This is a genomic window from Streptomyces sp. NPDC032091 (assembly GCF_055580265.1).
On record NZ_JBVILR010000019.1, the window covers coordinates 1 to 25220 of the forward strand.

General features: G+C 73.1%; 26 protein-coding genes. 16 read left to right on the plus strand and 10 right to left on the minus strand.

Annotated features, from left to right (window positions below; genetic code table 11):
• Positions 1-116: 116 nt before the first annotated feature.
• From ACZ5NJ_RS26890 to ACZ5NJ_RS26910, 5 genes are all read right to left on the minus strand, one after another.
• The gene (locus tag ACZ5NJ_RS26890) at positions 117-767 is read right to left on the minus strand and encodes a maltokinase N-terminal cap-like domain-containing protein (RefSeq protein WP_468767904.1); all 651 of its coding nucleotides are present in this window, start codon (positions 765-767) and stop codon (positions 117-119) included.
• 91 nt (positions 768-858) lie between these two features.
• Positions 859-2052: a GDSL-type esterase/lipase family protein gene (locus ACZ5NJ_RS26895; protein ID WP_468767905.1), complete on the minus strand. Its 1194-nt coding sequence runs from the start codon at positions 2050-2052 to the stop codon at positions 859-861.
• Between the two features lie 378 nt (positions 2053-2430).
• A complete protein-coding gene (gene aceB / locus ACZ5NJ_RS26900; protein ID WP_468767907.1) occupies positions 2431-4050 on the minus strand; it encodes a malate synthase A in 1620 nt (539 codons plus the stop codon).
• Between the two features lie 273 nt (positions 4051-4323).
• Positions 4324-4968, minus strand: a complete 645-nt coding sequence (locus ACZ5NJ_RS26905; protein ID WP_468767909.1) for a nucleotidyltransferase family protein — start codon at positions 4966-4968, stop codon at positions 4324-4326.
• Complete coding sequence (locus ACZ5NJ_RS26910; protein ID WP_468767911.1) at positions 4923-5129, minus strand: hypothetical protein; 207 nt, start codon at positions 5127-5129, stop codon at positions 4923-4925. Before ACZ5NJ_RS26910 ends, ACZ5NJ_RS26905 begins: the two co-directional genes overlap by 46 nt.
• Positions 5130-5217: 88 nt before the next feature.
• Between ACZ5NJ_RS26910 and yczR the strand changes: the two genes are divergently transcribed.
• Positions 5218-6717 carry a MocR-like transcription factor YczR gene (yczR, locus tag ACZ5NJ_RS26915; RefSeq protein WP_468767913.1) on the plus strand — a complete coding sequence of 500 codons (1500 nt, stop codon included), beginning with the start codon at positions 5218-5220 and terminating at the stop codon, positions 6715-6717.
• Between the two features lie 33 nt (positions 6718-6750).
• Here yczR and ACZ5NJ_RS26920 read toward each other — a convergent pair whose 3' ends face one another.
• From ACZ5NJ_RS26920 to ACZ5NJ_RS26930, 3 genes are read right to left on the minus strand one after another with little or no spacing between them, the layout of a single operon-like run.
• Positions 6751-7107: a peptidoglycan-binding domain-containing protein gene (locus ACZ5NJ_RS26920; RefSeq protein WP_468767915.1), complete on the minus strand. Its 357-nt coding sequence runs from the start codon at positions 7105-7107 to the stop codon at positions 6751-6753.
• Between the two features lie 43 nt (positions 7108-7150).
• Entirely contained in the window at positions 7151-7780 is a 630-nt protein-coding gene (locus ACZ5NJ_RS26925) for a response regulator (protein ID WP_468767917.1), read from the minus strand.
• Between the two features lie 2 nt (positions 7781-7782).
• Entirely contained in the window at positions 7783-9081 is a 1299-nt protein-coding gene (locus ACZ5NJ_RS26930; protein ID WP_468767918.1) for a sensor histidine kinase, read from the minus strand.
• A gap of 134 nt (positions 9082-9215) precedes the next feature.
• Between ACZ5NJ_RS26930 and ACZ5NJ_RS26935 the strand changes: the two genes are divergently transcribed.
• Entirely contained in the window at positions 9216-10304 is a 1089-nt protein-coding gene (locus ACZ5NJ_RS26935; protein WP_468767920.1) for an ABC transporter permease, read from the plus strand.
• Entirely contained in the window at positions 10301-11011 is a 711-nt protein-coding gene (locus ACZ5NJ_RS26940) for an ABC transporter ATP-binding protein (protein ID WP_468767922.1), read from the plus strand. Before ACZ5NJ_RS26935 ends, ACZ5NJ_RS26940 begins: the two co-directional genes overlap by 4 nt.
• 90 nt (positions 11012-11101) lie before the next feature.
• Here ACZ5NJ_RS26940 and ACZ5NJ_RS26945 read toward each other — a convergent pair whose 3' ends face one another.
• Positions 11102-11905, minus strand: a complete 804-nt coding sequence (locus ACZ5NJ_RS26945) for an IclR family transcriptional regulator (protein ID WP_468767923.1) — start codon at positions 11903-11905, stop codon at positions 11102-11104.
• Positions 11906-12218: 313 nt separating this feature from the next.
• Between ACZ5NJ_RS26945 and allB the strand changes: the two genes are divergently transcribed.
• From allB to ACZ5NJ_RS26960, 3 genes are all read left to right on the plus strand, one after another.
• Positions 12219-13577 carry an allantoinase AllB gene (gene allB, locus ACZ5NJ_RS26950; RefSeq protein ID WP_468767925.1) on the plus strand — a complete coding sequence of 453 codons (1359 nt, stop codon included), beginning with the start codon at positions 12219-12221 and terminating at the stop codon, positions 13575-13577.
• Positions 13578-13579: 2 nt separating this feature from the next.
• Positions 13580-14692: an allantoicase gene (gene alc, locus ACZ5NJ_RS26955; protein WP_468767926.1), complete on the plus strand. Its 1113-nt coding sequence runs from the start codon at positions 13580-13582 to the stop codon at positions 14690-14692.
• Between the two features lie 222 nt (positions 14693-14914).
• Positions 14915-15532 carry a dihydrofolate reductase family protein gene (locus ACZ5NJ_RS26960; RefSeq protein ID WP_468767928.1) on the plus strand — a complete coding sequence of 206 codons (618 nt, stop codon included), beginning with the start codon at positions 14915-14917 and terminating at the stop codon, positions 15530-15532.
• Between the two features lie 116 nt (positions 15533-15648).
• Here the strand turns inward: ACZ5NJ_RS26960 and ACZ5NJ_RS26965 are convergent, their stop codons facing one another.
• A complete protein-coding gene (locus ACZ5NJ_RS26965; protein ID WP_468767930.1) occupies positions 15649-16653 on the minus strand; it encodes a Gfo/Idh/MocA family protein in 1005 nt (334 codons plus the stop codon).
• Positions 16654-16796: 143 nt separating this feature from the next.
• Here ACZ5NJ_RS26965 and ACZ5NJ_RS26970 point away from each other — a divergent pair, with 143 nt between their 5' ends.
• From ACZ5NJ_RS26970 to ACZ5NJ_RS27015, 10 genes are all read left to right on the plus strand, one after another.
• Complete coding sequence (locus tag ACZ5NJ_RS26970; RefSeq protein ID WP_468767932.1) at positions 16797-17807, plus strand: sugar ABC transporter substrate-binding protein; 1011 nt, start codon at positions 16797-16799, stop codon at positions 17805-17807.
• A complete protein-coding gene (locus tag ACZ5NJ_RS26975) occupies positions 17804-18841 on the plus strand; it encodes an ABC transporter permease (protein WP_468767933.1) in 1038 nt (345 codons plus the stop codon). Before ACZ5NJ_RS26970 ends, ACZ5NJ_RS26975 begins: the two co-directional genes overlap by 4 nt.
• The gene (locus tag ACZ5NJ_RS26980; protein ID WP_468767934.1) at positions 18838-19698 is read left to right on the plus strand and encodes an ATP-binding cassette domain-containing protein; all 861 of its coding nucleotides are present in this window, start codon (positions 18838-18840) and stop codon (positions 19696-19698) included. The genes ACZ5NJ_RS26975 and ACZ5NJ_RS26980 overlap by 4 nt, the downstream gene beginning before the upstream one ends.
• Positions 19695-20855, plus strand: coding sequence for an ROK family glucokinase (locus tag ACZ5NJ_RS26985; protein ID WP_468767936.1), 1161 nt, complete (start codon positions 19695-19697; stop codon positions 20853-20855). Before ACZ5NJ_RS26980 ends, ACZ5NJ_RS26985 begins: the two co-directional genes overlap by 4 nt.
• A complete protein-coding gene (locus ACZ5NJ_RS26990; RefSeq protein WP_468767938.1) occupies positions 20852-21442 on the plus strand; it encodes a hypothetical protein in 591 nt (196 codons plus the stop codon). The genes ACZ5NJ_RS26985 and ACZ5NJ_RS26990 overlap by 4 nt, the downstream gene beginning before the upstream one ends.
• Positions 21443-21465: 23 nt before the next feature.
• Positions 21466-22098 (plus strand): MBL fold metallo-hydrolase, encoded by a 633-nt coding sequence (locus ACZ5NJ_RS26995; RefSeq protein ID WP_468767939.1) that lies wholly within the window; start codon positions 21466-21468, stop codon positions 22096-22098.
• A 30-nt stretch (positions 22099-22128) separates the two neighbouring features.
• Positions 22129-22908, plus strand: a complete 780-nt coding sequence (locus ACZ5NJ_RS27000) for an exodeoxyribonuclease III (RefSeq protein WP_468767941.1) — start codon at positions 22129-22131, stop codon at positions 22906-22908.
• A 63-nt stretch (positions 22909-22971) separates the two neighbouring features.
• Entirely contained in the window at positions 22972-23415 is a 444-nt protein-coding gene (locus ACZ5NJ_RS27005) for a DUF6278 family protein (RefSeq protein WP_468767942.1), read from the plus strand.
• A 126-nt stretch (positions 23416-23541) separates the two neighbouring features.
• Positions 23542-24285, plus strand: coding sequence for an amino acid ABC transporter ATP-binding protein (locus tag ACZ5NJ_RS27010; protein ID WP_468767944.1), 744 nt, complete (start codon positions 23542-23544; stop codon positions 24283-24285).
• An 11-nt stretch (positions 24286-24296) separates the two neighbouring features.
• Positions 24297-25205: a glutamate ABC transporter substrate-binding protein gene (locus ACZ5NJ_RS27015; protein ID WP_468767945.1), complete on the plus strand. Its 909-nt coding sequence runs from the start codon at positions 24297-24299 to the stop codon at positions 25203-25205.
• The last annotated feature ends 15 nt before the right edge of the window (positions 25206-25220 follow it).

A 25220-nucleotide genomic window follows, 5' to 3' on the forward strand; every position in this document is an offset into this window, starting at 1 on the left:
AGTACGTCCAGTACGGCGGCGCCCCGCCAAGGCGCCGATGCACGGCACCGGACGACGCGGGCTTGACCGGCAAGATCCGAAAGAGACGACCTAGCCGGAAGCCCGGCGCGCCCGGATCAGCCCTCGCGCAGTACGGCGACGGCCCCGCGCGGCCGCGTCCCGTCGGGCAGCTCCCAGCCGGCGGTGACGCGGCCGAGCGCGCCGGGGTCGGTCCGGCCGGCCTCCAGCACCCGCACCAGTTCCAGGCCGAGCCGCCGCCCGCCCGCCTCCACCACGAGACGGGTGCCCTCCGGCCCGTCCTCCACGGCCGCCACCGCCGCCCCGGCCGGGAGCGCGTCCTCGGCGGTCTCGGGAACGACGGTCGGGTCGGGGGCGCCGCTCACGTTCTGGTCCTGCGGCTCGGCGCCACCACGCAGGAGCGCGAGCAGACGCTCGGTCAGTACCGGGTCGTGCGCGCCGTCGTAGATCCAGCGGGTGCCGAGCACCCCGTGCTCGGAGGTGCCGACGAGCCCCTCCCCGGCCGCCTCCAGCGGGGCGCCGCGGTAGGTGAGCGGGACGAGGTAGGCGACGGGCTCGGCGCCCGAGGCGTCGGTGACCACCATGAACTCGATGCCCACCTCGCCCTCCGGGTCGTCGATCCGGAACCCGCCGGCCCGGGCCAGGTCGGGCGCCGCGGAGGTGCCGGCGTACCAGGGGCGGGTGGGGAGCCAGCCGGCGAGCAGCTCCAGCTTGCCGGGCTGCATGGTGGTGCGGTGGATGACGGCCATGTCCGGTCAACTTCCTTCGGCGGTACGGGTTTCCCCGAGGGGCGGGCTGTCCTGGTTTGATCATGACAGCCCGCCCCCGGTCCCCACCGATTTACGGAGCGGACGTCAGGTACATCCCGCTCTGGTCGGCCCCGGCGGTGTTCTTGCAGCCGGTGGCCGAGTCCGCGGCCTGGGCCACGGCCAGGGCCAGACACCGGCCGGCGGCCAGCTGGCCGAAGTGGTTCGGGTGCATCGACTCCTGGACCAGGCCCTGCGTCTCGTTGTTGTCGATCCACCGCGCCCACTCGCTGGTCTTCGCCGACGCCGGGACCGCCGAGGTGACCTGCTTGCTGGCCTTGGCGCAGACCTCGCGCCCCTGGAGCATGTCGCGCAGGTCCAGGAACTGGGTGCCCTTGGCCGCCGCGACCTGCTTGAGCCGGTTCGCGAGCTGCGGCACCAGGGAGTCGCGGGCCCAGTCCGAGTCACGGTTCCAGAAGGGGCAGCCGCCGCTGTTGAGCCGGCTCCAGTCGCTCTGGGTGTACCGGTTCTCCGCCCCGCGCGGGATCGGCGAGGGGTAGGACTGGAGCACGATGCGGTACGAGGAGTCCGTGTAGCCGGCCCCGCGCATCACGGCCCGGATCTCGTCGACGGACTTCCCGACGTTCGCCATCACTCCGTCGATCCTGGCGTCGACGCCCGCCTGCTGGTCGTCGTAGCAGTACGAGTTCCAGAGCACGAAGTCGAGCGCGCACTCCTTGATGATGTCGGCGAAGCCCAGGTCGTTCCCGCCGACGGAGAGCGCGATGACCTTCACGTTGCGGCTCGCGGCCACGGCCGCCAGCTGGTCGGCCTGCGGGGCCTCGCCCTTGTAGGCGACACCGCCGTTGGCGGCGCGGAAGACGTTCTCCGACGTCGCCCCGGAGCAGGCCAGGTTCACCGCCGTCTCGGCGACGGCGCCCGCGCTCAGCACCTCGGCCGAGTCCGAGCGGTCGCAGCCGCCGGCGGTGGCGCCGTATACCTTCGCGGGGTCGTAGGTGCTGCCACTGACCCAGGCCCGGTCGGTGCCGTTCCTGCTCCCGCTGTTGGTCAGGCTGTTGCCCTTCCAGCGTCCGGCCTCGCCGGAGATGTAGCTGTCGCCCATGGACACGACGGCGGTGGGACCCGTCCCGGGCCCGGCCGCCGCCGGCCCGGCCCCGCCGACGAGCAGCGCGCCGGCGGCCAGCGGTACGACCATCCCGGCGCCGGCCAGTCGCCGCACACGGCTTCGGGCGGCCCGGTCCTTGCCGGCCTTGCGGAATCCGATCACTGCGGAACTCCTGCGGTCGGCCACGCCGAAGTTGCCGACAACTTCGGTGCGTGGCTTGGAAAGTGGGGGTACCGCCGGCGCCGGTGGCATCGGAAAGGTGGCACGCGCCCACTTGTTACCGCTAGGTACAGTCGGATTACGATGACGTAACGCCCGACCGGTCGGTCGGGCGCGGCAAGGCCCCGAGGGGGCGCCCGGACGAGCCCCGGGGCGTGGTGACGGCAGGGGGTGTCGGGCGCCCGGCTTCGCAGGCGCGCACGCCGCGGCGGTCATGTGTCGACCGCTCCGGGCCCAGGGACGACTCCGCCCCCGGGCCCGGGAGGGCGGCGGGGGCGGAGGGGGTTCGGCCGCTGTGCGATTCAGCCGAAGCGGGGGGTGTCAGCCGACCAGCCGGTCGTACGCGGGGAGGGTCAGGAAGTCCGCGTAGTCGGCGTCCAGGGAGACCTGGAGGAAGAGGTCGTGGGCCTGCTGCCACTTTCCGGCCGCGAAGGCCTCCTCGCCGGCCTCGGCGCGGATCGCGGCGAGCTCCTCGGCGGCGAAGGCGCGGGTCAGTTCGGCGGTGGCGCGCTCGCCGTTCTCGAAGACGACTCCGGCGTTGATCCACTGCCAGATCTGGGAGCGCGAGATCTCGGCGGTGGCGGCGTCCTCCATGAGGCCGAAGATGCCGACGGCGCCCAGGCCGCGCAGCCAGGCCTCGATGTAGCGGATGCCGACCTGGACGGCGTTGCGCAGGCCCTCGTAGGTGGGCTTGGCGTCCAGGGAGTCGATCGCGATCAGGTCGCCGGGGGCGACGGCGACGTCCTCGCGGAGGCGGTCCTTCTGGTGGGGCTTCTCGCCCAGGACGGCGTCGAAGGAGGCCATGGCGATCGGGACCAGGTCGGGGTGGGCGACCCAGGAGCCGTCGAAGCCGTCGCCCGCCTCGCGGTCCTTGTCGGCGCGGACCTTCTCGAACGCGATCCGGTTGGCCTCGGCGTCCTTGCGGGACGGGATGAAGGCCGCCATGCCACCGATGGCGTGGGCGCCGCGCTTGTGGCAGGTGCGGACGAGCAGTTCGGTGTAGGCGCGCATGAAGGGCGCCGTCATGGTGACCGCGTTGCGGTCGGGCAGGACGAACTTCTCGCCGCCGTCGCGGAAGTTCTTCACGATGGAGAAGAGGTAGTCCCAGCGGCCCGCGTTGAGGCCCGCCGCGTGGTCCTTGAGCTCGAAGAGGATCTCCTCCATCTCGTAGGCCGCGGTGATGGTCTCGATCAGGACGGTCGCGCGGACGGTGCCCTGCGGGATGCCGACGTAGTCCTGGGCGAAGACGAAGATGTCGTTCCAGAGGCGGGCCTCCAGGTGCGACTCCGTCTTCGGGAGGTAGAAGTAGGGGCCCTTGCCGAGGTCGATCAGGCGCTGGGCGTTGTGGAAGAAGTAGAGGCCGAAGTCCACGAGGGAGCCGGAGGCCGGGCCGCCCTCGAAGCTGAGGTGGCGCTCCTCCAGGTGCCAGCCGCGCGGGCGCATGACCACGGTGGCGAGCTGGTCGGCAGGCTTGAGGGTGTACGCCTTGCCGGTGCGGGCGTCCGTGAAGTCGATGCGGCGCTCGTAGGCGTCGATGAGGTTGAGCTGGCCGAGGACCACGTTCTCCCAGGTGGGAGCCGAGGCGTCCTCGAAGTCGGCGAGCCAGACCTTGGCGCCCGAGTTCAGGGCGTTGATGGTCATCTTGCGGTCGGTGGGACCGGTGATCTCCACGCGGCGGTCGTTCAGGGCGGCCGGGGCCGGCGCGACCTTCCAGTCGCCCTCGCGGACCTGTGCGGTGTCCGGGAGGAAGTCGAGCGTGGAGGTGCGGGCGATCTCGGCGCGCCGCTCGCCGCGTCGGGCGAGGAGCTCGGCGCGGCGGGGGGCGAACCGCCGGTGGAGCTCGGCCACGAAGGCGAGGGCCGCATCGGTGAGGACTTCGTCCTGTCGGGGCAGGGGCTCGGCGTCGACGATGGCCAGCGGGGACGGCGCTGGTGCGGACATATCTGTCACTCCTTCAGCGGCGGTGCCTGGCGGCCGCGGGGAATGCTCGCGCGAGACGGCACGCAGTGCCGCCGGGTGTGGAGAGTTCCGTGTAACGGTCGCGGGCGCCGTCTGGGGGTTCAGGGCGCTTCTGACCAGTGGATAGTAATTTCCTCATGGTGGAAGTTCAATGGTTTGTTGATGTCGAGATTCTCCGAGTCGACAGATTCCACTTCCCCGTGGCCCTCAGTGCCATCGCGGTCACAGCCCGCTCAAGCCGTACTCCGGCCCGGCTCAGGCCAGACGTGCCAGGTCGGGCGGGGTGTCGATGTCGAAGGCGGCCGCGACGTCCCCGCACTCCACCAGCATGACCTCGTCGGCGTGCTTCTTCAGGTGGACCCGCGCGCCCCGGTCCCCGGTCGCGGTCGCCGTGATGTCGGCCCAGTGGTCCGCCCCGAACAGCACCGGATGCCCGCGCTCCCCGTCGTACGCGGCCGCCACCAGGCTGGCCGGGGAGCGGTACGCCGCCCGCACCCGGGCCACCGCCTCCGGCCCGATGCCCGGCTGGTCCACCAGGGACACCAGCGCCGCGCGGGCGCCCGTACCGGCCAGCGACGCCAGGCCCACCCGCAGCGAGGAGCCCATGCCCTCGGCCCAGTCCGGGTTGTCCACCACCACGCATCCCGCCAGGTCGGCACGTTCGCGCACCTCCGCCGCCGAGGCGCCGAGCACCACGTGCACCGGCCCGCAGCCGGCCTCGCGCAGCACGCGCACCGCGTTCTCCACCAGCGGACGGCCGCGGTACGGGAGCAGGGCCTTGGGCCGCCCGCCGAGCCGGCGGCCGCCGCCGGCGGCCAGGAGCAGGCCCGCGATCACCGGCGGCCCCTCGGCGGTCAACGGGGGAGCGGAAGCGGAGGTGTGTTCGGCTGCTGAGGACATGGGAGCGATTCTCGCGCCTTCCCCCGTACGGGTGAGCACCGTGCGAGCAGGCGCCGTACGGAGGCCGGCACCGCCCCGATCCGCAGCGGCTCGGAGATCCGGTTCTCGGCGGCCGCCAGCAGGGCCCGCTCGTCACGGTCGGTGAACAGATCCTTCGGCATTCCGGACTCTCCTTGCCAACGGGGGGCCAATACCGCGAGTCTGAACCCGGATTGGCCTGGCCGGCAGAGCCAATCAGGGGAGGTTGGCATGGCGAACGGGCGAGGCGTCCACAGAGTGGTCCATACGGCGGACCGGACGGTCGGCAGCCGGCAACTGGCGGCGATGCTCCCGGCCGAGGTGCTGGCCCGCCCCGGCTACCGCTCCCTCGCCGACGCCCTGCGCACCCTGATCCTCGACGGCCGGATCGCCCTGCACGTACGGCTGCCCGCCGAACGCGAGCTCGCCGAGGCCGTCGGGGCCAGCCGCGCCACCGTCACCGGCGCCTACGACCTGCTCCGCGAGAGCGGCTACGTCCGCAGCCGGCGCGGCTCCGGCACCTGGACCGAGCTCCCGGAAGGGCACGGCCCGGTCGGCGCCCACCTGCTGGTCGGCGGCGTCGGGGGCCGGGCCGACGGGGAACCCGGCATCGACCTCGCCATCGCCGCCATGGGCGCCCCCGCCGACAGCCTCGCGGACGCCCTGGCCTGGGCCGCACCCCGGCTGCCCGCCCTCGCCCGCAGCCCCGGCTACCACCCCTTCGGCCTGCCCGACCTGCGGGCGGCCGTCGCGGACCGCTTCACCCGGCGCGGGCTGCCCACCCGCCCCGAGCAGATCCTGATCACCGCCGGGGCCCAGCAGGCCTTCGCCCTGGTGGTCAGCCTGCTCTGCCGTCCCGGCGACCGCGTCGTCACCGAGAGCCCCACCTACGCCAACGCCCTCGACGCCCTGCGCCACGCCCGGCTGCGCACCGGCTCCGTGCCCGTCTCCGACGCGGGCTGGGACATGGAGACCGCCGAGTCCACGCTGCACCAGACCGTCCCCCGGCTGGCGTACACCGTCCCCGACTTCCACAACCCGACCGGCGCCCTGATGCCCGAGGAGCACCGGCTGCGGCTGCTGGCGGCGACCCGGGCCACCGGGACCTGGCTGGTGGTCGACGAGACCATCGCCGACATCGCCCTGGACGTGCCCGCCCCCGCCCCGCTGGCCTCCCTCGCCCCGCGCTCCGGCGCCGACCACGTGATCACCATCGGTTCGCTGAGCAAGACGCACTGGGGCGGGCTGCGGGTGGGCTGGGTCCGGGCCACCGCGAAGCTGGTCAACGAGCTGACGGCCGTACGGGTCTCGGCCGACATGACCGGCTCCGTGCTCGACCAGGTGGTGGCCCTGCCGCTGCTGGACGGCCTGGACCGGACCCTGCCCCGGCGGCTGGCGGAGCTGCGGATCCGGCGCGCGGCCCTGGTGGGCTCGCTGGAGCGGCACACCCCGGAGTGGTCCTGGCGGCTGCCGCCGGGCGGCCTGTCGCTCTGGGTGGACCTGGGCGAGCCGGTCAGCTCCGCCCTGGCCGAGCGGGCGGCCGCCGCCGGGGTGCACATCGGCCGGGGCGCCCGCTTCGGCGTCGACCCGGGGACCTTCGAGCACCGGCTGCGCATCCCGTACACCCTGCCGCCCGACCGCCTCGACGAGGGCGTACGCCTCCTCGCGGCGGCCTTCCACGACGGCGTGCCGCTGGCCCCGGCGGTGGAGCGGCCCTACTGGGTGGCCTGAAAGGGAGCCGGCCGGTGGGACGGGCCGGGCGGGTCAGCTGTGCCGCAGCTCGGTCCAGGTCGCGGCGTCGACCAGGCCGGTCTCGGGCAGGCCCCGGCGGGCCTGGAAGAGCCGGGTGGCCGCCTCGGCGTCCGGGCCGAAGACGTCCCGGGGCTCCTCCTCGGTCGCCTGCAGCCCCGTCCAGAACGTCAGCAGGCAGCGGGCTTCCGCCACGGTCCGGCCCTTGGCGCCGGGGGTGACGGTGGGCGGCGGGGTGCGGCCGTCGAAGCCGCAGCTCAGCCCGGTGAGCTCGGGCTCCGTGGTGGCCGCGGTGGCCGCGGCGGCGGAGCCGAGGAGGAGGCAGACGGTCAGCGCGGCCGAGGCGGCGGCGCGTATCGGTAACGAGTTCATGGTCCGGACCTTAATGATCATCAAGGCCCGGCGGTAGCGATATTCAGGGCGTCCGGATCAGCCGGCGCGTGGCGGCCGCCGCCACCGCCGCCGTACGGGAGTCCACGCCGAGCTTGGCGTACACGTGCACCAGGTGGGACTTGACCGTGGCCTGGCTGAGGAAGAGCCGCTTGGAGATCTGCTGGTTCGACAGGCCGTCCGCGACCAGCTGGAGCACCTCCAGCTCCCGCTTCGTCAGCGCCTCCGCCGGGGTCCGCATCCGGTCCATCAGCCGCAGCGCCACCGCCGGGGCCAGTGCCGACTGGCCGGCCGCGGCCGTGCGCACCGCCGCCGCCAGCTCCTCCGGCGGGGCGTCCTTGAGCAGGTAGCCCGAGGCGCCGGCCTCCACCGCCGCGAGGATGTCCGCGTCCGTGTCGTACGTGGTCAGGACCAGCACCCGGGGCCCGCCCGGACGGGCCGTGATCGCCGCCGTGGCCGCCGAGCCGTGCATCCCCGCCCCGAACTGGAGGTCCATCAGCACCACGTCCACCGGCTCGGACGCCGCCAGCTCCACGGCCCGCTCGGCCGTCGCGGCCTCCGCGACCACCGTGAAGTCCGGTTCGGTGTCCAGCACCGCGCGCAGCCCGGCGCGGACCACCGGGTGGTCGTCGGCGAGGAGCAGCCGGATGGTCATCGTCAGGCCTCCAGGGGCAGCGGCAGGGTGACGGCCACGGCGGTGCCCTGGCCCGGGTCGGACTCCACGGTGAACAGCCCGCCCAGCGACTCCGCCCGCGCCCGCATCGCTGGCAGGCCGAAGCCGCCCCCGCCGGAGGGCGCGCAGGCGGGGTCGAAGCCGCGGCCGTCGTCGACGACGTCCAGGGTGACCGAGCTGTCCATGAAGGTCAGGGTGATCTCCGCCCGGTCCGCCCGCGCGTGCCGCACCACATTGGCCAGCGCCGACTGCGCGATCCGCAGCAGGGCCACCTCGTACGGGGTGGGCAGCTCGCGCGGGGTGCCGCTGACGGAGAAGCGGACGCGCGGCCCCGGTGCCCCCGAGCACAGCCGCTCCAGCGCCGCCGCCAGCGAGCCGTGCTCCAGGTCCGGGGGAGTGAGGGCCCGGACGAACCGGCGCGCCTCGGCCAGGTTCTCCTGGGCGGCCTCCCGGGCCCGGGCGATGTGCGCCAGCGCCGCCGCCGCGGGAGCCGCGGACACGGCGCCTGCCGTGCCCGCCGTTCCCGTCGCGCCCGCCGTGTTCGCCGTTCCCGCCGTGTTCGCCGGGTCCTCCGACAGGGCGCGCTCGGCGGCCCGCAGCAGCAGCTGGATCGAGGACAGGCCCTGGGCGAGGGTGTCGTGGATCTCCCGGGCCAGCCGCTCCCGCTCGGCGAGGATCCCCGCGCCCCGCTCGGCCACGGCCAGCTCGGCCCGGGTGGCGATCAGCTCCTCGATCAGCTCCCGGCGCCGCTCGCTCTCCCGGTACAGCGCCTGGTAGCCCAGTACGGTCGCCACCGCCACCGCCCCGCCCAGCAGCGGCCCCAGGAAGGCCCCGGGGGTGACCGCCCCGCTGTGCCCCAGGAACCCCCCGATCGCCGCGCAGGCCGTCAGCGCGACCGCGGCCAGCGCCCAGCGCAGCCGCAGCAGGTGCAGCTCCAGGAAGTACAGCGGGAAGGCCAGCCACAGCCCGTCGGGGGACAGCGCGAGCAGCACCGCCCACAGCGCGCCCAGCCCCGCCAGCCACGCGCCGGCCGCACGCGCCGACCGCCCGACCGCCGGGGCCCGTACGCCGGCCGCGTAGCCGGCGGCCAGCAGGGCGCAGACGGCGACGACCGACCCGGCGCGGGGCGCGGAATCGGTGACGGCGCGTCCGGCGGCCAGCGCGAGCAGCCCGGCGAACAGGGCGTGCAGGCACAGTCGCAGGACACGGGTGACGGGGGTCAGGGGACGGGAGGGGGCGGCGGAGGAGCCGGAGGCGGGGGCGGCGGCGGAAGCGGAGGACATCGTCCGACCAGCGTAAGCGGGCCCCGGACGGGCCCGGTCAATCAAAAGTTTGATGTCGGAATGCCTCCTTCGATACCAGGATCGCTCCCGTGGCGCGATGCCCGGTGCCCGGGCGGACGACCAAGGTGGGGGACATGTTCGTCGCATGGAGAGATCTACGGTTCGCCCGGGGCCGCTTCGCCCTCATGGGCTCGGTCGTCCTGCTGATCACACTGCTGGTCGGCCTGCTGTCCGGGCTCACGTCCGGCCTGGCCCGGGAGAACATCTCGGCCGTCACCGGCCTGCCCGCCTCCCGGCTGGCCTTCGCCGTCCCGCCGGGGGACCAGAAGGTGTCCTTCACCAACTCGCAGCTGCCCGAGAGCGCCTGGCGGGCCTGGCGCGGCCGCCCCGGTGTCAAGGCGGCGGACCCGCTCGGCATCCGCACCACCAACGCCGCCGCCGGGCAGCGCACCGCCGCCGTCTCCGTGTTCGGCGTCGAGCCCGGCGGCCGCCTCGCCCCCGCCGGGACGGGACTGGGCCCGGGCAGGGTCGTCCTCACGGAGAAGGCCGCCAAGGAGCTCGGCGGGCTCAGCGCCGGGGCGAAGGTCAAGGCCGGCCCGCTGGAGCTGACCGTCGCCGCCGTCTCGGGCACCGCCGCCTACAGCCACACCCCGGTGGTCTGGGCGGACCTGACCGACTGGCAGCGGATCGGCGGACCGGGCGCCTCCCCGGAGACCTCCGCCACCGTCCTCGCCCTCGACGGCTCCGGGGACGTGGACTGGGCCGCCGGCGACAGGGCGGCCGGCACCCGCAGCCAGACCGTCGACGAGGCCCTCGGCGCCATAGGGTCCTACCAGGCCGAGAACGGCTCGCTCCAGCTGATGCGCGGCTTCCTCTTCGCCATCTCCGCGCTGGTCATAGGGGCCTTCTTCACGGTGTGGACCATCCAGCGCAGCGGGGACATCGCCGTGCTGAAGGCGCTCGGCGCCTCCACCCCGTACCTGCTGAAGGACGCCCTGGGCCAGGCCGTCGTGATGCTGGCCCTCGGCACCGGGGCCGGCACCGCGCTCGCGTCCGGCATCGGGGCCCTGATCAGCGGCGGCGACGTGCCGTTCGTCCTCGACGCCGCAACCGTCCTGGCCCCCGCGGCGATCATGATCGTCCTCGGCGCGCTGGGCGCGGCCCTCTCCATCCGGCGGATCACCGCCGTCGACCCGCTGACCGCCCTCGGGAGCGCCCGATGACCCTCCTCGTCCACGACGTCACGCTCACCTACCCCGACGGCGACGGCCGGCTGACCGCCCTCGACGCGGTGCAGCTGGAGGTGCCCGCCGGCACCCTGACCGCGATCGTGGGGCCCTCGGGCTCCGGGAAGTCCAGCCTGCTGGCCGTGGCCGCGACCCTGGTCACCCCCGACTCCGGCCGGGTCCTGGTCGCGGGCCGCGACACCGCGCGCCTCGGTGCCGCCGAGAAGGCGGCACTGCGGCGCGAGGAGATCGGCATCGTCTTCCAGCAGCCGAACCTGCTGGCCTCGCTGACCGCCGCCGAGCAGCTCCAGGTGATGGCCCACCTCTCCGGCCGCCCCGCCCGGCAGCTGCGCCGCCGGGCCCTGGAACTGCTGGACGCGGTCGGCCTGGCCGACAAGGCCGACAAACGCCCCCACCAGCTCTCCGGCGGCCAGCGCCAGCGCGTGAACATCGCCCGCGCCCTGATGAACGAGCCCTCCGTGCTGCTGGTCGACGAGCCCACCAGCGCCCTCGACCACGAGCGCGGCGCGGCCGTCCTCGACCTGCTGGTCACCCTCACCCGCGAGCGCTCCACTGCCACCGTGCTGGTCACGCACGACCACGCCCACCTGGACCGGATGGACCGCACGGCGACCATGACCGACGGCCGCCTCACCTCCGGCGCGCGGCCCGCCGCGCCCTCGGCCGCCGCCCCGGCGGCCTGAGCCGGGCCGCCCCACCCGGGCCCGCGAGCGCGAGAGCCCCGGCGCCCCCACAGGGGGAGGGCGCCGGGGCTCTCGTACGCGCGTACGGGCCTACGCGGGGGTCTGGCTCTGCAGGGCCACCGACAGCTCGGCGGCCACCCCCTGGAGGATCGGCACGAAGGACTCGGCCACCTCCTGCGTCACCCGGCCGGCCGGACCCGAGATGGAGATCGCGGCGGCGGTCGGCGAGTTCGGCACCGACACGGCCAGGCAGCGGACCCCTATCTCCTGCTCGTTGTCGTCGACCGCGTAGCCGGCCCTGCGGACCTGCTCCAGGGCCTCCAGGAAGCCCTCGGGCGTGGTGATGGTCTTCTCGGTGGCCGCCGGCATGCCGGTGCGCGCCAGCAGGGCCCGCACCTCCTCGGCCGGGGTGTGGGCGAGCAGCGCCTTGCCGACCCCGGTGGAGTGCGGCAGCACCCGGCGGCCGACCTCGGTGAACATGCGCATGGAGTGCTTGGACGGCACCTGGGCGACGTAGACGATCTCGTCCCCGTCGAGCAGGGCCATGTTGGCGGTCTCGCCGGTCTCCTCGACCAGGCGGGCGAGGTAGGGGCGCGCCCAGGTGCCGAGCAGCCGGGACGCGGACTCGCCGAGCCGGATGAGGCGCGGTCCGAGGGAGTACCGTCGGTTGGGCTGCTGCCGGACGTAGCCGCAGGCGACGAGGGTGCGCATCAGGCGGTGGATGGTCGGCAGCGGCAGACCGCTCGCGGCGGAGAGCTCGCTCAGGCCGACCTCGCCCCCGGCGTCGGCCATCCGTTCGAGCAGATCGAAGGCGCGCTCCAGGGACTGGACACCACCGCCGGCGGCGGTGGGCTTGGCGGAAGCGTCGGTGGTGCTGGCGCTGGACGTCGGCACGGCGCGGTCCTTTCGGTGCTGGCAGGCAAGGAAGCAGCCTACCGGTCGGTCGACGTCGGCCCTAGAGCCGGGCCTCGGCCGTCCCCGCCGGTCAGAGGCGGTTTGTCCTGGTGGCGGACGTCCTCGGGAAGTTACCCGCCCGGGTGCCGGTGGTGGTAGCTACATTCTGGATAGTGAAATCTTAATTCCATCTCGTGGAAACATCCAATCGCGGTGGGAATGGGTCAGCGGTCCCTCCGGGGGCTCTTGACTGGCCCCGGATCGGGGTGAAGACTCCGTCAACAGAACGTTGAATTTCGCTCTGTGGAAGTAGATGGGGAGGTTCCCGGTGGCCGACGTGGCTGTGGAACTGGTACTGCGCTCGACGCGCGTCATCACCCCCGAGGGGACGCGCGCCGCCTCGGTCGCCGTCGCCGGCGGGAAGATCGCGGCCGTGCTGGCGTACGAGGCCGAGGTACCGGCCGGAGCCCGGCTGGTGGACTTCGGCGACGACGTCCTGCTCCCCGGCCTGGTGGACACCCACGTCCACGTCAACGACCCGGGCCGCACCGAGTGGGAGGGCTTCTGGACGGCGACCCGCGCGGCGGCCGCCGGCGGCATCACCACCCTCCTCGACATGCCCCTCAACTCCCTCCCGCCCACCACCACGGTCGAGAACCTCCGCGTCAAGCAGGAGGTCGCCCGGACCAAGGCGCACGTGGACGTGGGCTTCTGGGGCGGCGCCCTGCCGGACAACGTGAAGGACCTGCGCCCGCTGCACGACGCGGGCGTCTACGGCTTCAAGTGCTTCCTGTCGCCCTCCGGCGTCGACGAGTTCCCGCTGCTGGACCAGGAGCAGCTGGCCACCTCCCTCGCCGAGATCACCGGCTTCGGCGGCCTGCTGATCGTGCACGCCGAGGACCCGCACCACCTGGAGTCCGCGCCGCAGAACCCGGGCCCCAAGTACGCCGACTTCCTCGCCTCCCGCCCCCAGGACGCCGAGAACACCGCGATCGAGAACCTGATCGCCCAGGCGAAGCGGCTGAACGCCCGCGTGCACGTCCTGCACCTGTCCTCCGCCTCCGCGCTGCCGCTGATCGCCGCGGCCAAGGCCGAGGGCGTGCAGATCACGGTCGAGTCCTGCCCGCACTTCCTCACCCTCACCGCCGAGGAAGTCCCCGACGGCGCCACCGAGTTCAAGTGCTGCCCGCCCATCCGCGAGGCCGCGAACCAGGACGTCCTGTGGGACGCGCTCGCCGACGGCACCATCGACTGCATCGTCTCCGACCACTCGCCGTCCACCGCGGACCTGAAGACCGGCGACTTCGCCACCGCCTGGGGCGGCATCTCCTCCCTCCAGCTGGGCCTGCCGGCCATCTGGACCGAGGCCCGCCGACGCGGCCGCACCCTCGACGAGGTCGCGCGCTGGATGTCCACCGCCCCGGCCGCGCTGGCCGGACTCGCCGCCAAGGGCGCCATCGAGGCCGGTCGCGACGCCGACTTCGCCGTCCTGGCCCCCGAAGAGACCTTCACCGTGGACCCGGCGCACCTGCACCACCGCAACCAGGTCACGGCGTACGCGGGCAAGACCCTGCACGGCGTCGTGAAGTCCACCTGGCTGCGCGGCCGGCAGATCGCCGACCACGGCACCCCGACCGAGCCCACGGGCCTCCTCCTCGAAAGGCAGAACTGACAGTGGCGATTCCTTCCTTCACCGGTAACGCGAACCCGTACGGGGGCGGCGACCCGTACGCGGACTACCGCACCGCGGAGTTCGAGTTCACCCAGTACGCCAACCTCGCCGCCCGCGAGCTGGGGGCCGGTGTCATCGCCGCCAACGACGAGTTCTTCGCCGAGCGCGAGAACCTGCTGATCGCCGAGGCCGCGCACTTCGACCCCGAGCACTTCGGCCACAAGGGCAAGGTCATGGACGGCTGGGAGACCCGCCGCCGCCGCGGCGTCTCGGCCGACCAGCCCTGGCCCACCGCCGAGGACCACGACTACGCCCTGATCCGCCTCGGCGCCCCCGGCGTCATCCGCGGCATCGTCGTCGACACCGCCCACTTCCGCGGCAACATGCCGCAGGCCGTGTCCGTCCAGGCCGCCTCGGTCGAGGGCTCCCCGACCGCGGAGGAGCTGCTCTCCGACGACGTCAAGTGGACGACCCTCGTCGAGCGCACCCCCGTCGGCGGCCACGCGGCCAACGGATTCGCGGTCGACGTCGAGCAGCGCTTCACGCACCTGCGCCTCAACCAGCACCCGGACGGCGGTGTCGCCCGCCTGCGCGTCTACGGCGAGGTACGCCCCGACCCGAAGTGGCTCGCCGTGCTCGGCACCTTCGACGTCGTCGCCCTGGAGAACGGCGGCTCCGTCGAGGACGCCTCCAACCGCTTCTACTCCCCGCCGACCAACACCATCAACCCGGGCCGCTCCCGCAAGATGGACGACGGCTGGGAGACCGCCCGCCGCCGTGACAACGGCAACGACTGGATCCGCTACCAGCTCGTCGCCGAGTCCGAGATCCGCGCCGTCGAGATCGACACCGCGTACCTCAAGGGCAACTCGGCCGGCTGGGCCTCGCTGTCGGTCAAGACGGGCGAGGAGGGCGAGTGGACGGAGTTCCTGCCGCGCACCCGCCTGCAGCCCGACACCAACCACCGCTTCGTGCTGGACGCCCCGGCGGTCGGCACGCACGTACGGATCGACATCTTCCCGGACGGCGGCTTCTCCCGCCTGCGTCTGTTCGGTTCCCTGACGGAGGCCGGCGCGGCCGCGCACGCCGCCCGTCACCAGGAGCTGGGCGGCTGATCCGGGCCCGTTCTCGACCCGCCCCGGGGGCCGACACCCCCGGGGCCGGGAAGGCGCCGTCGGGGCGCACCACTTTCGGTGGTGCGCCCCGACGGCGTCTGCCGTGCGGCGTGGCCGCCTCGGCGGGAATCCGGCCCCGCGTTCACGCGCGCCGCACCGATGGATTCCGGGGCGCGCGGGAGTCTGGAGGGGGACAGCACACGACACAAGGAGCGCCGACCCATGGGCAAGCTGACCCTCACGACCTTCCTGACCCTCGACGGGGTGATGCAGGCCCCGGGCGCGCGGGAGGAGGACGACAGCGGCGGGTTCCCCTACGGCGGCTGGCTCGCCCCGCACGCCGACGCGGGCATGCAGGAGTTCATGGAGGAGGTCTACGGCCGCGCCGGCGCCTTCCTGCTCGGCCGGCGCACGTACGAGATCTTCGCCGCGTACTGGCCGCACCACGACGACCCCGCCAACCCCATCGCGCACCGGCTGGGCCGGCTGACGAAGTACGTCGCCTCCACCACCCTCGAGGACCCCGCCTGGGGTCCGGCCGCCGTCATGGACGGGGAACACCTCCAGGCGGAGGTGGTCCGGGCCAAGGACGCCACCGAGGGGGAGCTCCAGGTGCACGGGAGCGGACGGCTCGCGCAGTGGCTGCTCGCCCGGGACCTGGTCGAGGAGCTCAACCTGCTCGTCTTCCCGGTCTTCCTCGGAGCGGGCCGGCGCCTGTTCCCCACCGGCGGCCTGCCCACGGCCTGCGAGCTGACCGCCTCGCGCACCACCGCGAGCGGGACCGCCATCCACACCTACCGCCCCACGGGCCGGGCCGTCTTCCGGGACTTCGAGGCCTGAGGAGGCCCCCGCACGGGTGCGCCGGCGGGCCGATTGGCCGACAATCGCCTCTTCGGGATTTGATCACCGGGCCTACTGTGGCCCGCATGCCCGTCCCGCCCGCCACGGGCCGTGTCCTACAGGTCCGGGAGCTCCTCCAGCCGTACCGGGCGCCGCTCCCGGCGCGAGCGCTCGCAGGCCTCCGCGACCCGGAACGCGGCCAGCGCCTCCCGGCCGTCGCAGGGGTTGTCCCCCTCGCCGCGCACCAGCCGGACGAAGGCCGCCAGCTCGGCCTCGTAGGCGGGGCCGAACCGTTCCAGGAAGCCGGTCCACGGCTTGCTCGCCGGGGGCGGGCCGTGCGGCTCCGTCGAGGCGATCGGCGTACGGTCGTCGAGCCCGCAGGAGACCTGGTCCAGCTCCCCGGCCAGCTCCATCCGCACGTCGTACCCGGCGCCGTTGCAGCGCGTGCCGGTGCTGGTGACCAGGGTCCCGTCGTCCAGGGTGAGGACGGCCGCCGCCGTGTCGATGTCACCGCTCTCGCGGAACGCGGCCGGCCCGGCGTCCGAGCCGGCCGCGTACACCTCGGTGAACTCCCGTCCGGTCACCCAGCGCGCCATGTCGAAGTCGTGCACCAGGCAGTCCCGGTACAGGCCCCCGGAGGCGGCCAGGTAGGCGGCGGGCGGCGGGGCCTGGTCGGCGGTCATCGTGCGGACGGTGTGCAGCCGCCCCAGGGCACCCGAACGGACCAGCTCCCGCGCGGTGCGGTACCCGGCGTCGAAGCGGCGCATGAAGCCCACCTGGAGCAGCCCGCCGCAGGCGGCCACCTCGCGCAGCACCGCCAGGGTCCGCGCCAGGTCCGGGGCCAGCGGCTTCTCGCAGAACACCGGCAGCCCGCCGCGCACCGCCCGCAGGACGAGGTCGGCGTGCCCGTCCGTCGAACAGGCCACGACCAGCGCGTCCACACCCCAGGTGAAGACCTGGTCGACGGAGGGCGCGGCGGTGGCTCCGAGACGGTCCGCGAGCCGCGCGGCCCGCCCCGGCTCGGCGTCGGCCAGCAGCAGCGAGCCGGCATCCGGGTGGCGGGCCAGGGAGCCCGCGTGGAAGGACCCGATCCGGCCCGTTCCGATGAGCCCGATGCGCATGCACTCAACGTGACCCCGTACGGGGGACCTGTCAATCCGCGCCCGCACGCCCCGATGACCCCTCATGGTCCACTGTGGCGGATACTGGGCGGCTGACACCGGAAATGACCGATTCATGACGGACGAGGGAAGGGCACGGGGACGTGGCTAGGGTTCGGACAGGGGTGCGCGTCGTCGGCGCCGTGCTCGCGGCGGTACTGGGGGCCTCCCTCGCGGGCTGCAGCAGCACGGGCGGCAAGCGCGCCGAGGAACGGGCGAAGGCCGCGGAGGCGGGCCGGCCCGCCGTGTCCACACCGCGCTGGACCTTCGCGATGGTCACGCACGCGGGCGACGGCGACACCTTCTGGGACATCGTGCAGAAGGGCGCCAAGGAGGCCTCGGCGAAGGACAACATCAACTTCGTCTACTCGCACGACGACCAGGCGCAGCAACAGGCCCAGTTCGTGCAGAACGCCATCGACCAGAAGGTCGACGGGATCATCGTCAGCCTCGCCAAGCCCGAGGCCCTCAAGGACGTCGTCGGCAAGGCCGTGAAGGCGGGCATCCCCGTGATCACGGTCAACTCGGGCTCCGCCCAGTCGGCCGCGTACGGGGCGCTGGCCCACATCGGCCAGGACGAGGAGATCGCCGGCGAGGCCGTCGGCACCGAGATGACCAGGCGGGGCCTGAAGAAGGCGGTCTGCGTCCTGCACGAGCAGGGCAACGTCGGCCACGAGCAGCGCTGCGCCGGGGCGAAGAAGACCTTCGGCGGCAGTATGGAGAACCTCTACGTCGAGGGCACCAACATGCCCTCCGTCCAGGCCGCCGTCCAGGCCAAGCTCCAGGCCGACCCGTCCGTCGACGGCATCCTCACCCTGGGCGCCCCCTTCGCCCCCACCGCCGTCAAGGCCAAGGAGGCGGCGGGCAGCAAGGCCGAGGTGGACACCTTCGACCTCAACGAGTCCGTCGCCCGCGACCTGAAGTCCGGGGCGCTGGGCTTCGCCGTCGACCAGCAGCCCTACCTCCAGGGCTACGAGGCCGTGGACCTGCTGTGGCTCTACCGCTACAACGGGGACGTGCTCGGCGGCGGCCGCCCGGTGCTGACCGGACCGCAGATCGTCACCGCCGACCAGGTCGCCAAGCTGGATCCGTTCATCAAGCGGGGCAGCCGATGAGCGCCGCCGCCCCGCCCGCCGACGAGCGGCTCGCCCCGGTCTCCCCGGTGCGCCGGCTGCTGGGCCGCCCCGAACTGGGCGCGGTCGTCGGCGCCGCCGCCGTCTTCGTCTTCTTCTCCTTCGCCGCCGACAGCTTCCTGAAGGCCGCCAGCCTCAGCACGGTCCTCTACTCGGCCTCCACCATCGGGATCATGGCCGTCCCGGTCGCCCTGCTGATGATCGGCGGCGAGTTCGACCTGTCCGCCGGCGTCATGGTGACCACCTCGGCGCTGTTCAGCTCGATGTTCAGCTACCAGATGACCGCCAACGTCTGGGTCGGCGTCGGGGTGTCCCTGCTGGTCACCCTCGCCATCGGGTTCTTCAACGGGTTCATGCTCACCCGCACGAAGCTGCCCAGCTTCATCATCACGCTCGGCACCTTCCTGATGCTGACCGGCCTGAACCTCGGCTTCACCAAGCTGATCAGCGGCACCGTCTCCACCAAGACCATCGCCGACATGGAGGGCTTCCCCTCCGCCCGCGCGCTGTTCGCCTCCCAGTGGAACGTCGGCTCGGTCACCCTGAAGGTCACCATCCTGTGGTGGCTGGCCCTGGTCGCCGTCGCCACCTGGATCCTGCTGCGCACCCGCGCCGGGAACTGGATCTTCGCGGTGGGCGGCGGGGCCGACGCGGCCCGCGCCACCGGCGTCCCCGTCGTCAAGACCCGCATCGGGCTCTACATGGGCGTCGCGCTGTGCGCCTGGATCTCCGGGCAGCACATCCTGTTCTCCTTCGACGTCGTCCAGTCCGGGGAGGGCGTCGGCAACGAGTTCCTCTACATCATCGCGGCCGTCATCGGCGGCTGCCTGATGACCGGCGGCTACGGCTCCGCGATCGGCTCGGCCGTCGGGGCGTTCATCTTCGGCATGGCCAGCAACGGCATCGTCTACGCCCAGTGGAACCCGGACTGGTTCAAGTTCTTCCTCGGCGCCATGCTGCTGCTCGCCACGCTGCTCAACGCATGGGTCCGCAAGCGGGCGGAGGCACGGGCATGAGCACGCCACTGGTGAAGCTGACCGGGGTCAGCAAGTACTACGGGAACATCCGCGCCCTGCGGGACGTCTCCCTGGAGGTCGCGGCCGGCGAGATCACCTGCGTCCTCGGCGACAACGGCGCCGGCAAGTCCACCCTCATCAAGATCATCGCGGGTCTGCACCGGCACGACGCCGGCACCTTCGAGATCGACGGCGAGGAGACCGTCCTGGAGAACCCGCGCGCCGCCCTCGACCACGGGATCGCCACGGTCTACCAGGACCTCGCCGTCGTCCCCCTGATGCCGGTCTGGCGCAACTTCTTCCTCGGCTCCGAGCCCACGAAGGGCCGAGGCCCCTTCCGCCGGCTCGACGTGGCGCTGATGCGCGAGACCACCCGCGCCGAGCTGCTGCGCATGGGCATCGACCTGCGCGACGTCGACCAGCCGATCGGCACCCTGTCCGGCGGCGAGCGCCAGTGCGTGGCCATCGCCCGCGCCGTCCACTTCGGCGCGAAGGTCCTCGTCCTGGACGAGCCCACCGCCGCGCTCGGCGTCAAGCAGTCCGGCGTGGTCCTCAAGTACGTCGCCGCCGCCCGCGACGCCGGGCTCGGCGTGGTCCTCATCACGCACAACCCGCACCACGCCCACCTGGTCGGAGACCGCTTCGTCCTCCTCAAGCGCGGTGCCATGGCGGGCAGCCACACCCGGGACTCGATCACCCTCGACGAGCTGACCCGGCAGATGGCCGGGGGCTCGGAGCTGGAGGAGCTGAGCCACGAACTGGAGCGGGTGGCAGAATCGGGTCCGGACACCCCGCCCGGTTCCGCCGCCGCGGCCGCCGCCACGACCACCTCCGACAGGGACGACACGACTCGATGACCACCTACCGGGACTTCTCGCTCACCCACCGCGGGTCGGCGCGAGGCACCGTCCTGCGGACCATCGGGACCCGTGAGCGCCGGTCGCACCTGACCGCCCCCCGCGTCCCGACGGTCGGCATCGACATCGGCGGCACCAAGGTGATGGCCGGCGTCGTCGACGCCGACGGGGTCATCCTGGAGACGATCCGCACCGAGACCCCCGACAAGTCCAAGAGCCCCAAGGTCGTCGAGGACACCATCGTCGAGCTGGTCCTGGACCTCTCCGACCGGCACGACGTGCACGCGGTGGGCATCGGCGCGGCCGGCTGGGTCGACGCCGACCGCTCCCGCGTCCTGTTCGCCCCCCACCTCGCCTGGCGGGACGAGCCCCTGCGCGACGCCCTCCAGTCCCGCCTCGCGGTCCCCGTGATGGTGGACAACGACGCCAATACCGCCGCCTGGGCCGAATGGCGCTTCGGCGCCGGCCGCGGCGAGGACCACCTGGTCATGATCACCCTGGGCACCGGCATCGGCGGCGCCATCCTGGAGGGCGGACAGGTCAAACGCGGCCGCTACGGGGTCGCCGGCGAGTTCGGCCACATGCAGGTCGTCCCCGGCGGACACCGCTGCCCCTGCGGCAACCGCGGCTGCTGGGAGCAGTACAGCTCCGGCAACGCCCTGGTCCGCGAGGCCCGCGAGCTGGCCGCCGCCGACTCCCCGGTCGCGTACAACATCATCGCCAGGGTCGGCGGCAACGTCCACGAGATCACCGGGCCGCTCATCACCGAGCTGGCCCGCGAGGGCGACGCCATGTGCGTCGAGCTCCTCCAGGACATCGGCCAGTGGCTCGGCGTCGGCATCGCCAACCTCGCCGCCGCCCTCGACCCCTCGTGCTTCGTCATCGGCGGCGGCGTCAGCGCCGCCGACGACCTGCTCATCGGCCCCGCCCGGGATGCCTTCCGGCGCCACCTCACCGGCCGCGGCTACCGCCCCGAGGCCCGTATCACCAAGGCCGAGCTGGGCCCCGAGGCGGGCATGGTCGGCGCCGCCGACCTCGCCCGGCTCGTCGCCCGCCGCTTCCGGCGCGCCACCCGCCGGCGCGTCGAGCGGCACGAGCGCTACGCGCAGTTCGGCCGGCGCGCCGCCGCCGGCCCCGAGGAGCAGGAACAGCCGTGACCCCGCCCACCTTGCCCCGTCAGGCCTCCTCCCCCGAGGCGGGCGGCGGCCGGCCCCCCACCGCCGAGGAGCGGCGCAGCACCGTGCGCCGGCGCTGGGTCACCGCGCTGATCATCCTGCTGCTCATCGGCGTCCCGGCCGGCTATCTGGCCATCTCCGCCCAGCAGAGCCGCGAGAGCGGCCGGGACAAGGCCGCCCGGGTGGGCGCCGTCAAGGTGCGCCCGGACTGGCCGTCCAAGGTGCAGCGCAGCATCTACGAGGTGCCGATCCCGCTGATGGCCTCCCACGTCGGCTACCTCGAGACCAACAACTGGCACACCAGTCGGCTGTACGTCCAGTTCCAGGTCACCCCGGAGCAGCTGGACGCCTTCCTGGCCGACGTCGGCACCAGTCGGGGGGCGCTCACCCCCGGGGTCTCGGTCTCCGAGCGCGACGCGCACGTCGCGGGCTGGAGCTGGAGCCCGAAGCACCAGTGGTCCGGGATCACCCTGGACGCCCGCGACCCGCGCCCCACCCGGGACGTCACCGTCGACTCCACCAACCCGGGCGCCCCCCGCGTCTACGTCGTCTCCACCACCGTCCCGTAACCGGCGCGGCATAGGGTGGGATCATGAAGCTCACCAAACGGCTGCACTCCTGCGTCCAGTTGGAGAAGGACGGGCACACGCTCGTCATCGACCCGGGCGCCTTCAGCGAACCGGACGCGGGCCTCGGGGCGGACGCCCTGCTGGTCACCCACGAGCACCCCGACCACTTCGACGAGGGCCGGCTGCGCGCCGCCCTCGACGCGAACCCGGCGGCGGCCCTGTGGACCCTGCGCAGCGTCGCCGAGCGGATGGCCGCCGCCTACCCGGGCCGGGTGCACACCGTGGGCCACGGGGACACCTTCACCGCCGCCGGCTTCGAGGTCCAGGTCCACGGCGAGCTGCACGCCGAGATCCACCCGGACATCCCGCGGGTGACCAACGTCGGCTACCTCGTCGAGCGCTCCCTCTTCCACCCCGGCGACGCGCTGACCGTCCCCGAGGCCCCCGTCGACACGCTGATGCTGCCGGTGCACGCCCCCTGGAACAAGATCGCCGAAGTGATCGACTACGTCCGCGAGGTCAAGCCGCGCCGGGCGATCGACATCCACGACGCCTACCTCGCCGACCTGGCCCGGCCGATCTACGACACGGCCCTGGCCAACCTCGGCGGCGCCCCCCACGGGCGCCTCGGGGCGGGCGAGAGCGCCGCCCTCTGACTGTCGGCGCCGGGCGGTAGGTTGGTGGACATGCGTATCGCCACGTTCAACGTCAACTCGATCACCGCCCGGCTGCCCCGCCTGCTCGCCTGGCTGGAGTCCTCCGGCACCGACGTGCTGTGCGTCCAGGAGACCAAGTGCACGGCGGAGCAGTTCCCGGCCGACGCGCTGCGCGAGCTGGGCTACGAGTCGGCCGTCAACGCCACCGGCCGGTGGAACGGCGTCGCCCTGCTGTCCAGGGTCGGGCTGGAGGACGTCGTCGTCGGGCTGCCCGGCGGCCCGGACTACGAGGGCGTCCAGGAACCCCGGGCCATCTCCGCCACCTGCGGCGGAGTGCGCCTGTGGTCGGTGTACGTGCCCAACGGCCGCGAGGTCGGGCACGACCACTACGGCTACAAGCTGGAGTGGCTGCGCGCCCTGACCGCCGCCGTCGCCGAGGACGCGGCCGGCCCGCGCCCCTTCGCGGTGCTCGGCGACTACAACGTGGCCCCCACCGACGAGGACGTCTACGACCCGGCCGTGTTCGAGGGCCTGACCCACGTCACCCCGGCCGAACGGGCCGCCCTGGAGACGCTGCGCGGGGCCGGCCTCTCCGACGTGGTGCCCCGCCCCCTGAAGTACGACCGCCCGTACACGTACTGGGACTACCGCCAGCTCTGCTTCCCCAAGAACCGGGGCATGCGCATCGACCTGGTGTACGGCAACGAGCCCTTCGCCAAGGCGGTCAAGGACGCCTACGTCGACCGCGAGGAGCGCAAGGGCAAGGGCGGCTCCGACCACGCGCCCGTCGTGGTCGACCTTGATCTGTAGAAGCCTCCGGAACCGGGGCGCGCCCTGTGGCCAGGCGGGGATCCTGGTGCCAGGCTGGTCGGTATGCGCATTCCCTTCCTGGCCAACTGGCTGCACCGGGACGAGACGGAGCAGGGCGCCGTGGGACTCGCCGCCGCCCTGGCGGACGACCCCGAGGGCATCGGCGAGCTGTTCGCGGAGTGCGAGCTGCTGCGCGCCCAGGCGAGGGCCGAGGGCCTGGAACTCGACCAGACCCCGGCCTCGTTGGAGGCGCTGGACCAGCTGATGCCGCGCTGGCGGCGGGACCCCGAGGCGGTGCCCTGGCTGGGCAACGACGCGGGCTTCTACCTCGGGACCGTCATCGTCCGGACCGTCGCGGGGGCCGGCTGGCAGGTGTGGCCGGGCGGTCTGCCCGTGATCCGGCTGGCCTCGGGGAGGGAGTTCAACGTCGTCGAGTCGGGGGTGTCCTGGGCGATGACCGGATCCCCCGAGCTCAGCCAGGCGTACGCCGAGGCCTCCGAAGGCTGACCGGATCGCTCCATTAAAGGGCCTATGTACTTTATGCACCTATCGGGCGTGTCGCGCCGAAGTCCCCTGCGCCGACTGGATAGTTTGCGCTGACCTCGACACACCGACAAGTGGGCAGGGCAGCGTATGGCCGTCGAACCGTTGATCGAGCTGCGGGACGTCAACAAGCACTACGGGAATCTGCACGTCCTCCAGGACATCAACCTCACCGTCGGCCGCGGGGAGGTGGTCGTGGTCATCGGCCCCTCCGGCTCCGGGAAGTCCACCCTCTGCCGGACCATCAACCGCCTGGAGACCATCGGCTCCGGGGAGATCCTCCTCGACGGCCGGCCGCTGCCCGCCGAGGGCAAGGAGCTGGCACGGCTGCGCGCCGAGGTCGGCATGGTCTTCCAGTCGTTCAACCTCTTCGCGCACAAGACCGTCCTCGCCAACGTCTCCCTGGCCCAGGTCAAGGTCAGGAAGCGGGGCAGGGAGGAGGCCGACAAGCGCTCCCGGGAGCTCCTGGAGCGGGTCGGCCTCGCGAGCCAGGCCGAGAAGTTCCCCGCCCAGCTCTCCGGCGGACAGCAGCAGCGCGTGGCCATCGCCCGCGCCCTGGCCATGAACCCCAAGGCCCTGCTCTTCGACGAGCCGACCTCCGCCCTCGACCCCGAGATGATCAACGAGGTGCTGGAGGTCATGCAGCAGCTCGCCGCCGAGGGCATGACCATGGTCGTCGTCACCCACGAGATGGGCTTCGCCCGCTCCGCCGCCAACCGCGTCGTGTTCATGGCCGACGGCAGGATCATCGAGGACCGCACCCCGGAGGCGTTCTTCACCGCCCCCGAGAGCGAGCGGGCCCGGGACTTCCTCTCCAAGATCCTCAAGCACTGAGGGGCCGCCCGATGAAACACACCCTGCGCGCCCTCGCCCTGGCCCTCGCCCTCCTCGCGGCCGCCACCGGTTGCGGGAGGAGCGGCAGCCCCCCGGTCAAGGGGCCGCAGCCCGAGGACCTGCCCGTGTACCGGGTGGACACCGCCTTCAGCCTGCCCGCCTCGCCCACCTGGGAGAGGGCCAAGCGGCGCGGCCACCTCGTGGTCGGCGCCAAGGAGGACCAGCCGTACATGGGGGAGAAGGACCCCGCGACCGGCTCCTACTCCGGCTTCGACATCGAGATCGCCAAGATGATGTCCGCCTCGCTCGGTTTCGACCCCAAGACGATCGAGTTCAAGACGATCGCCTCCGCCAACCGCGAGACGGCCCTGCAGAACGGCCAGATCGACTACTACGTGGGCACCTACACCATCAACGACAAGCGCAAGAAGCAGGTCGGCTTCGCCGGGCCCTACTTCATGGCCGGCCAGTCCCTGCTGGTCCGCCGGGGCGAGAAGGACATCAAGGGCCCCGACGACCTCGCCGGCAAGCGTGTCTGCTCGGCCGCCGGTTCCACCCCCTACCAGCGCCTCCAGAAGGAGTACCCCAGGGCGGTGCTCGTCGCCTACGACACCTACTCGGTCTGCGTGGACAACCTGCTGACCTACCAGGTCGACGCCGTCTCCACCGACGACTCCATCCTCCTCGGCTACGCCGCCAAGGTCCCCGAGGAGCTCAAGGTCGTCGGCAGGCCCTTCTCCGAGGAGCCCTACGGCATCGGCGTCCCCCGCTCCGACAACGCCCTGCGCTTCGCCCTCGACGACGCACTGGCCGCGCACGAGAAGAACGGCGACTGGAAGAAGGCCTACGAGGCCACGCTCGGCCTCTCCGGCCGGCCCGCCCCGCAACCGCCCGCCATCGACCGCTACCCCGCGGGCTGAGGGGAGAGCGCACCA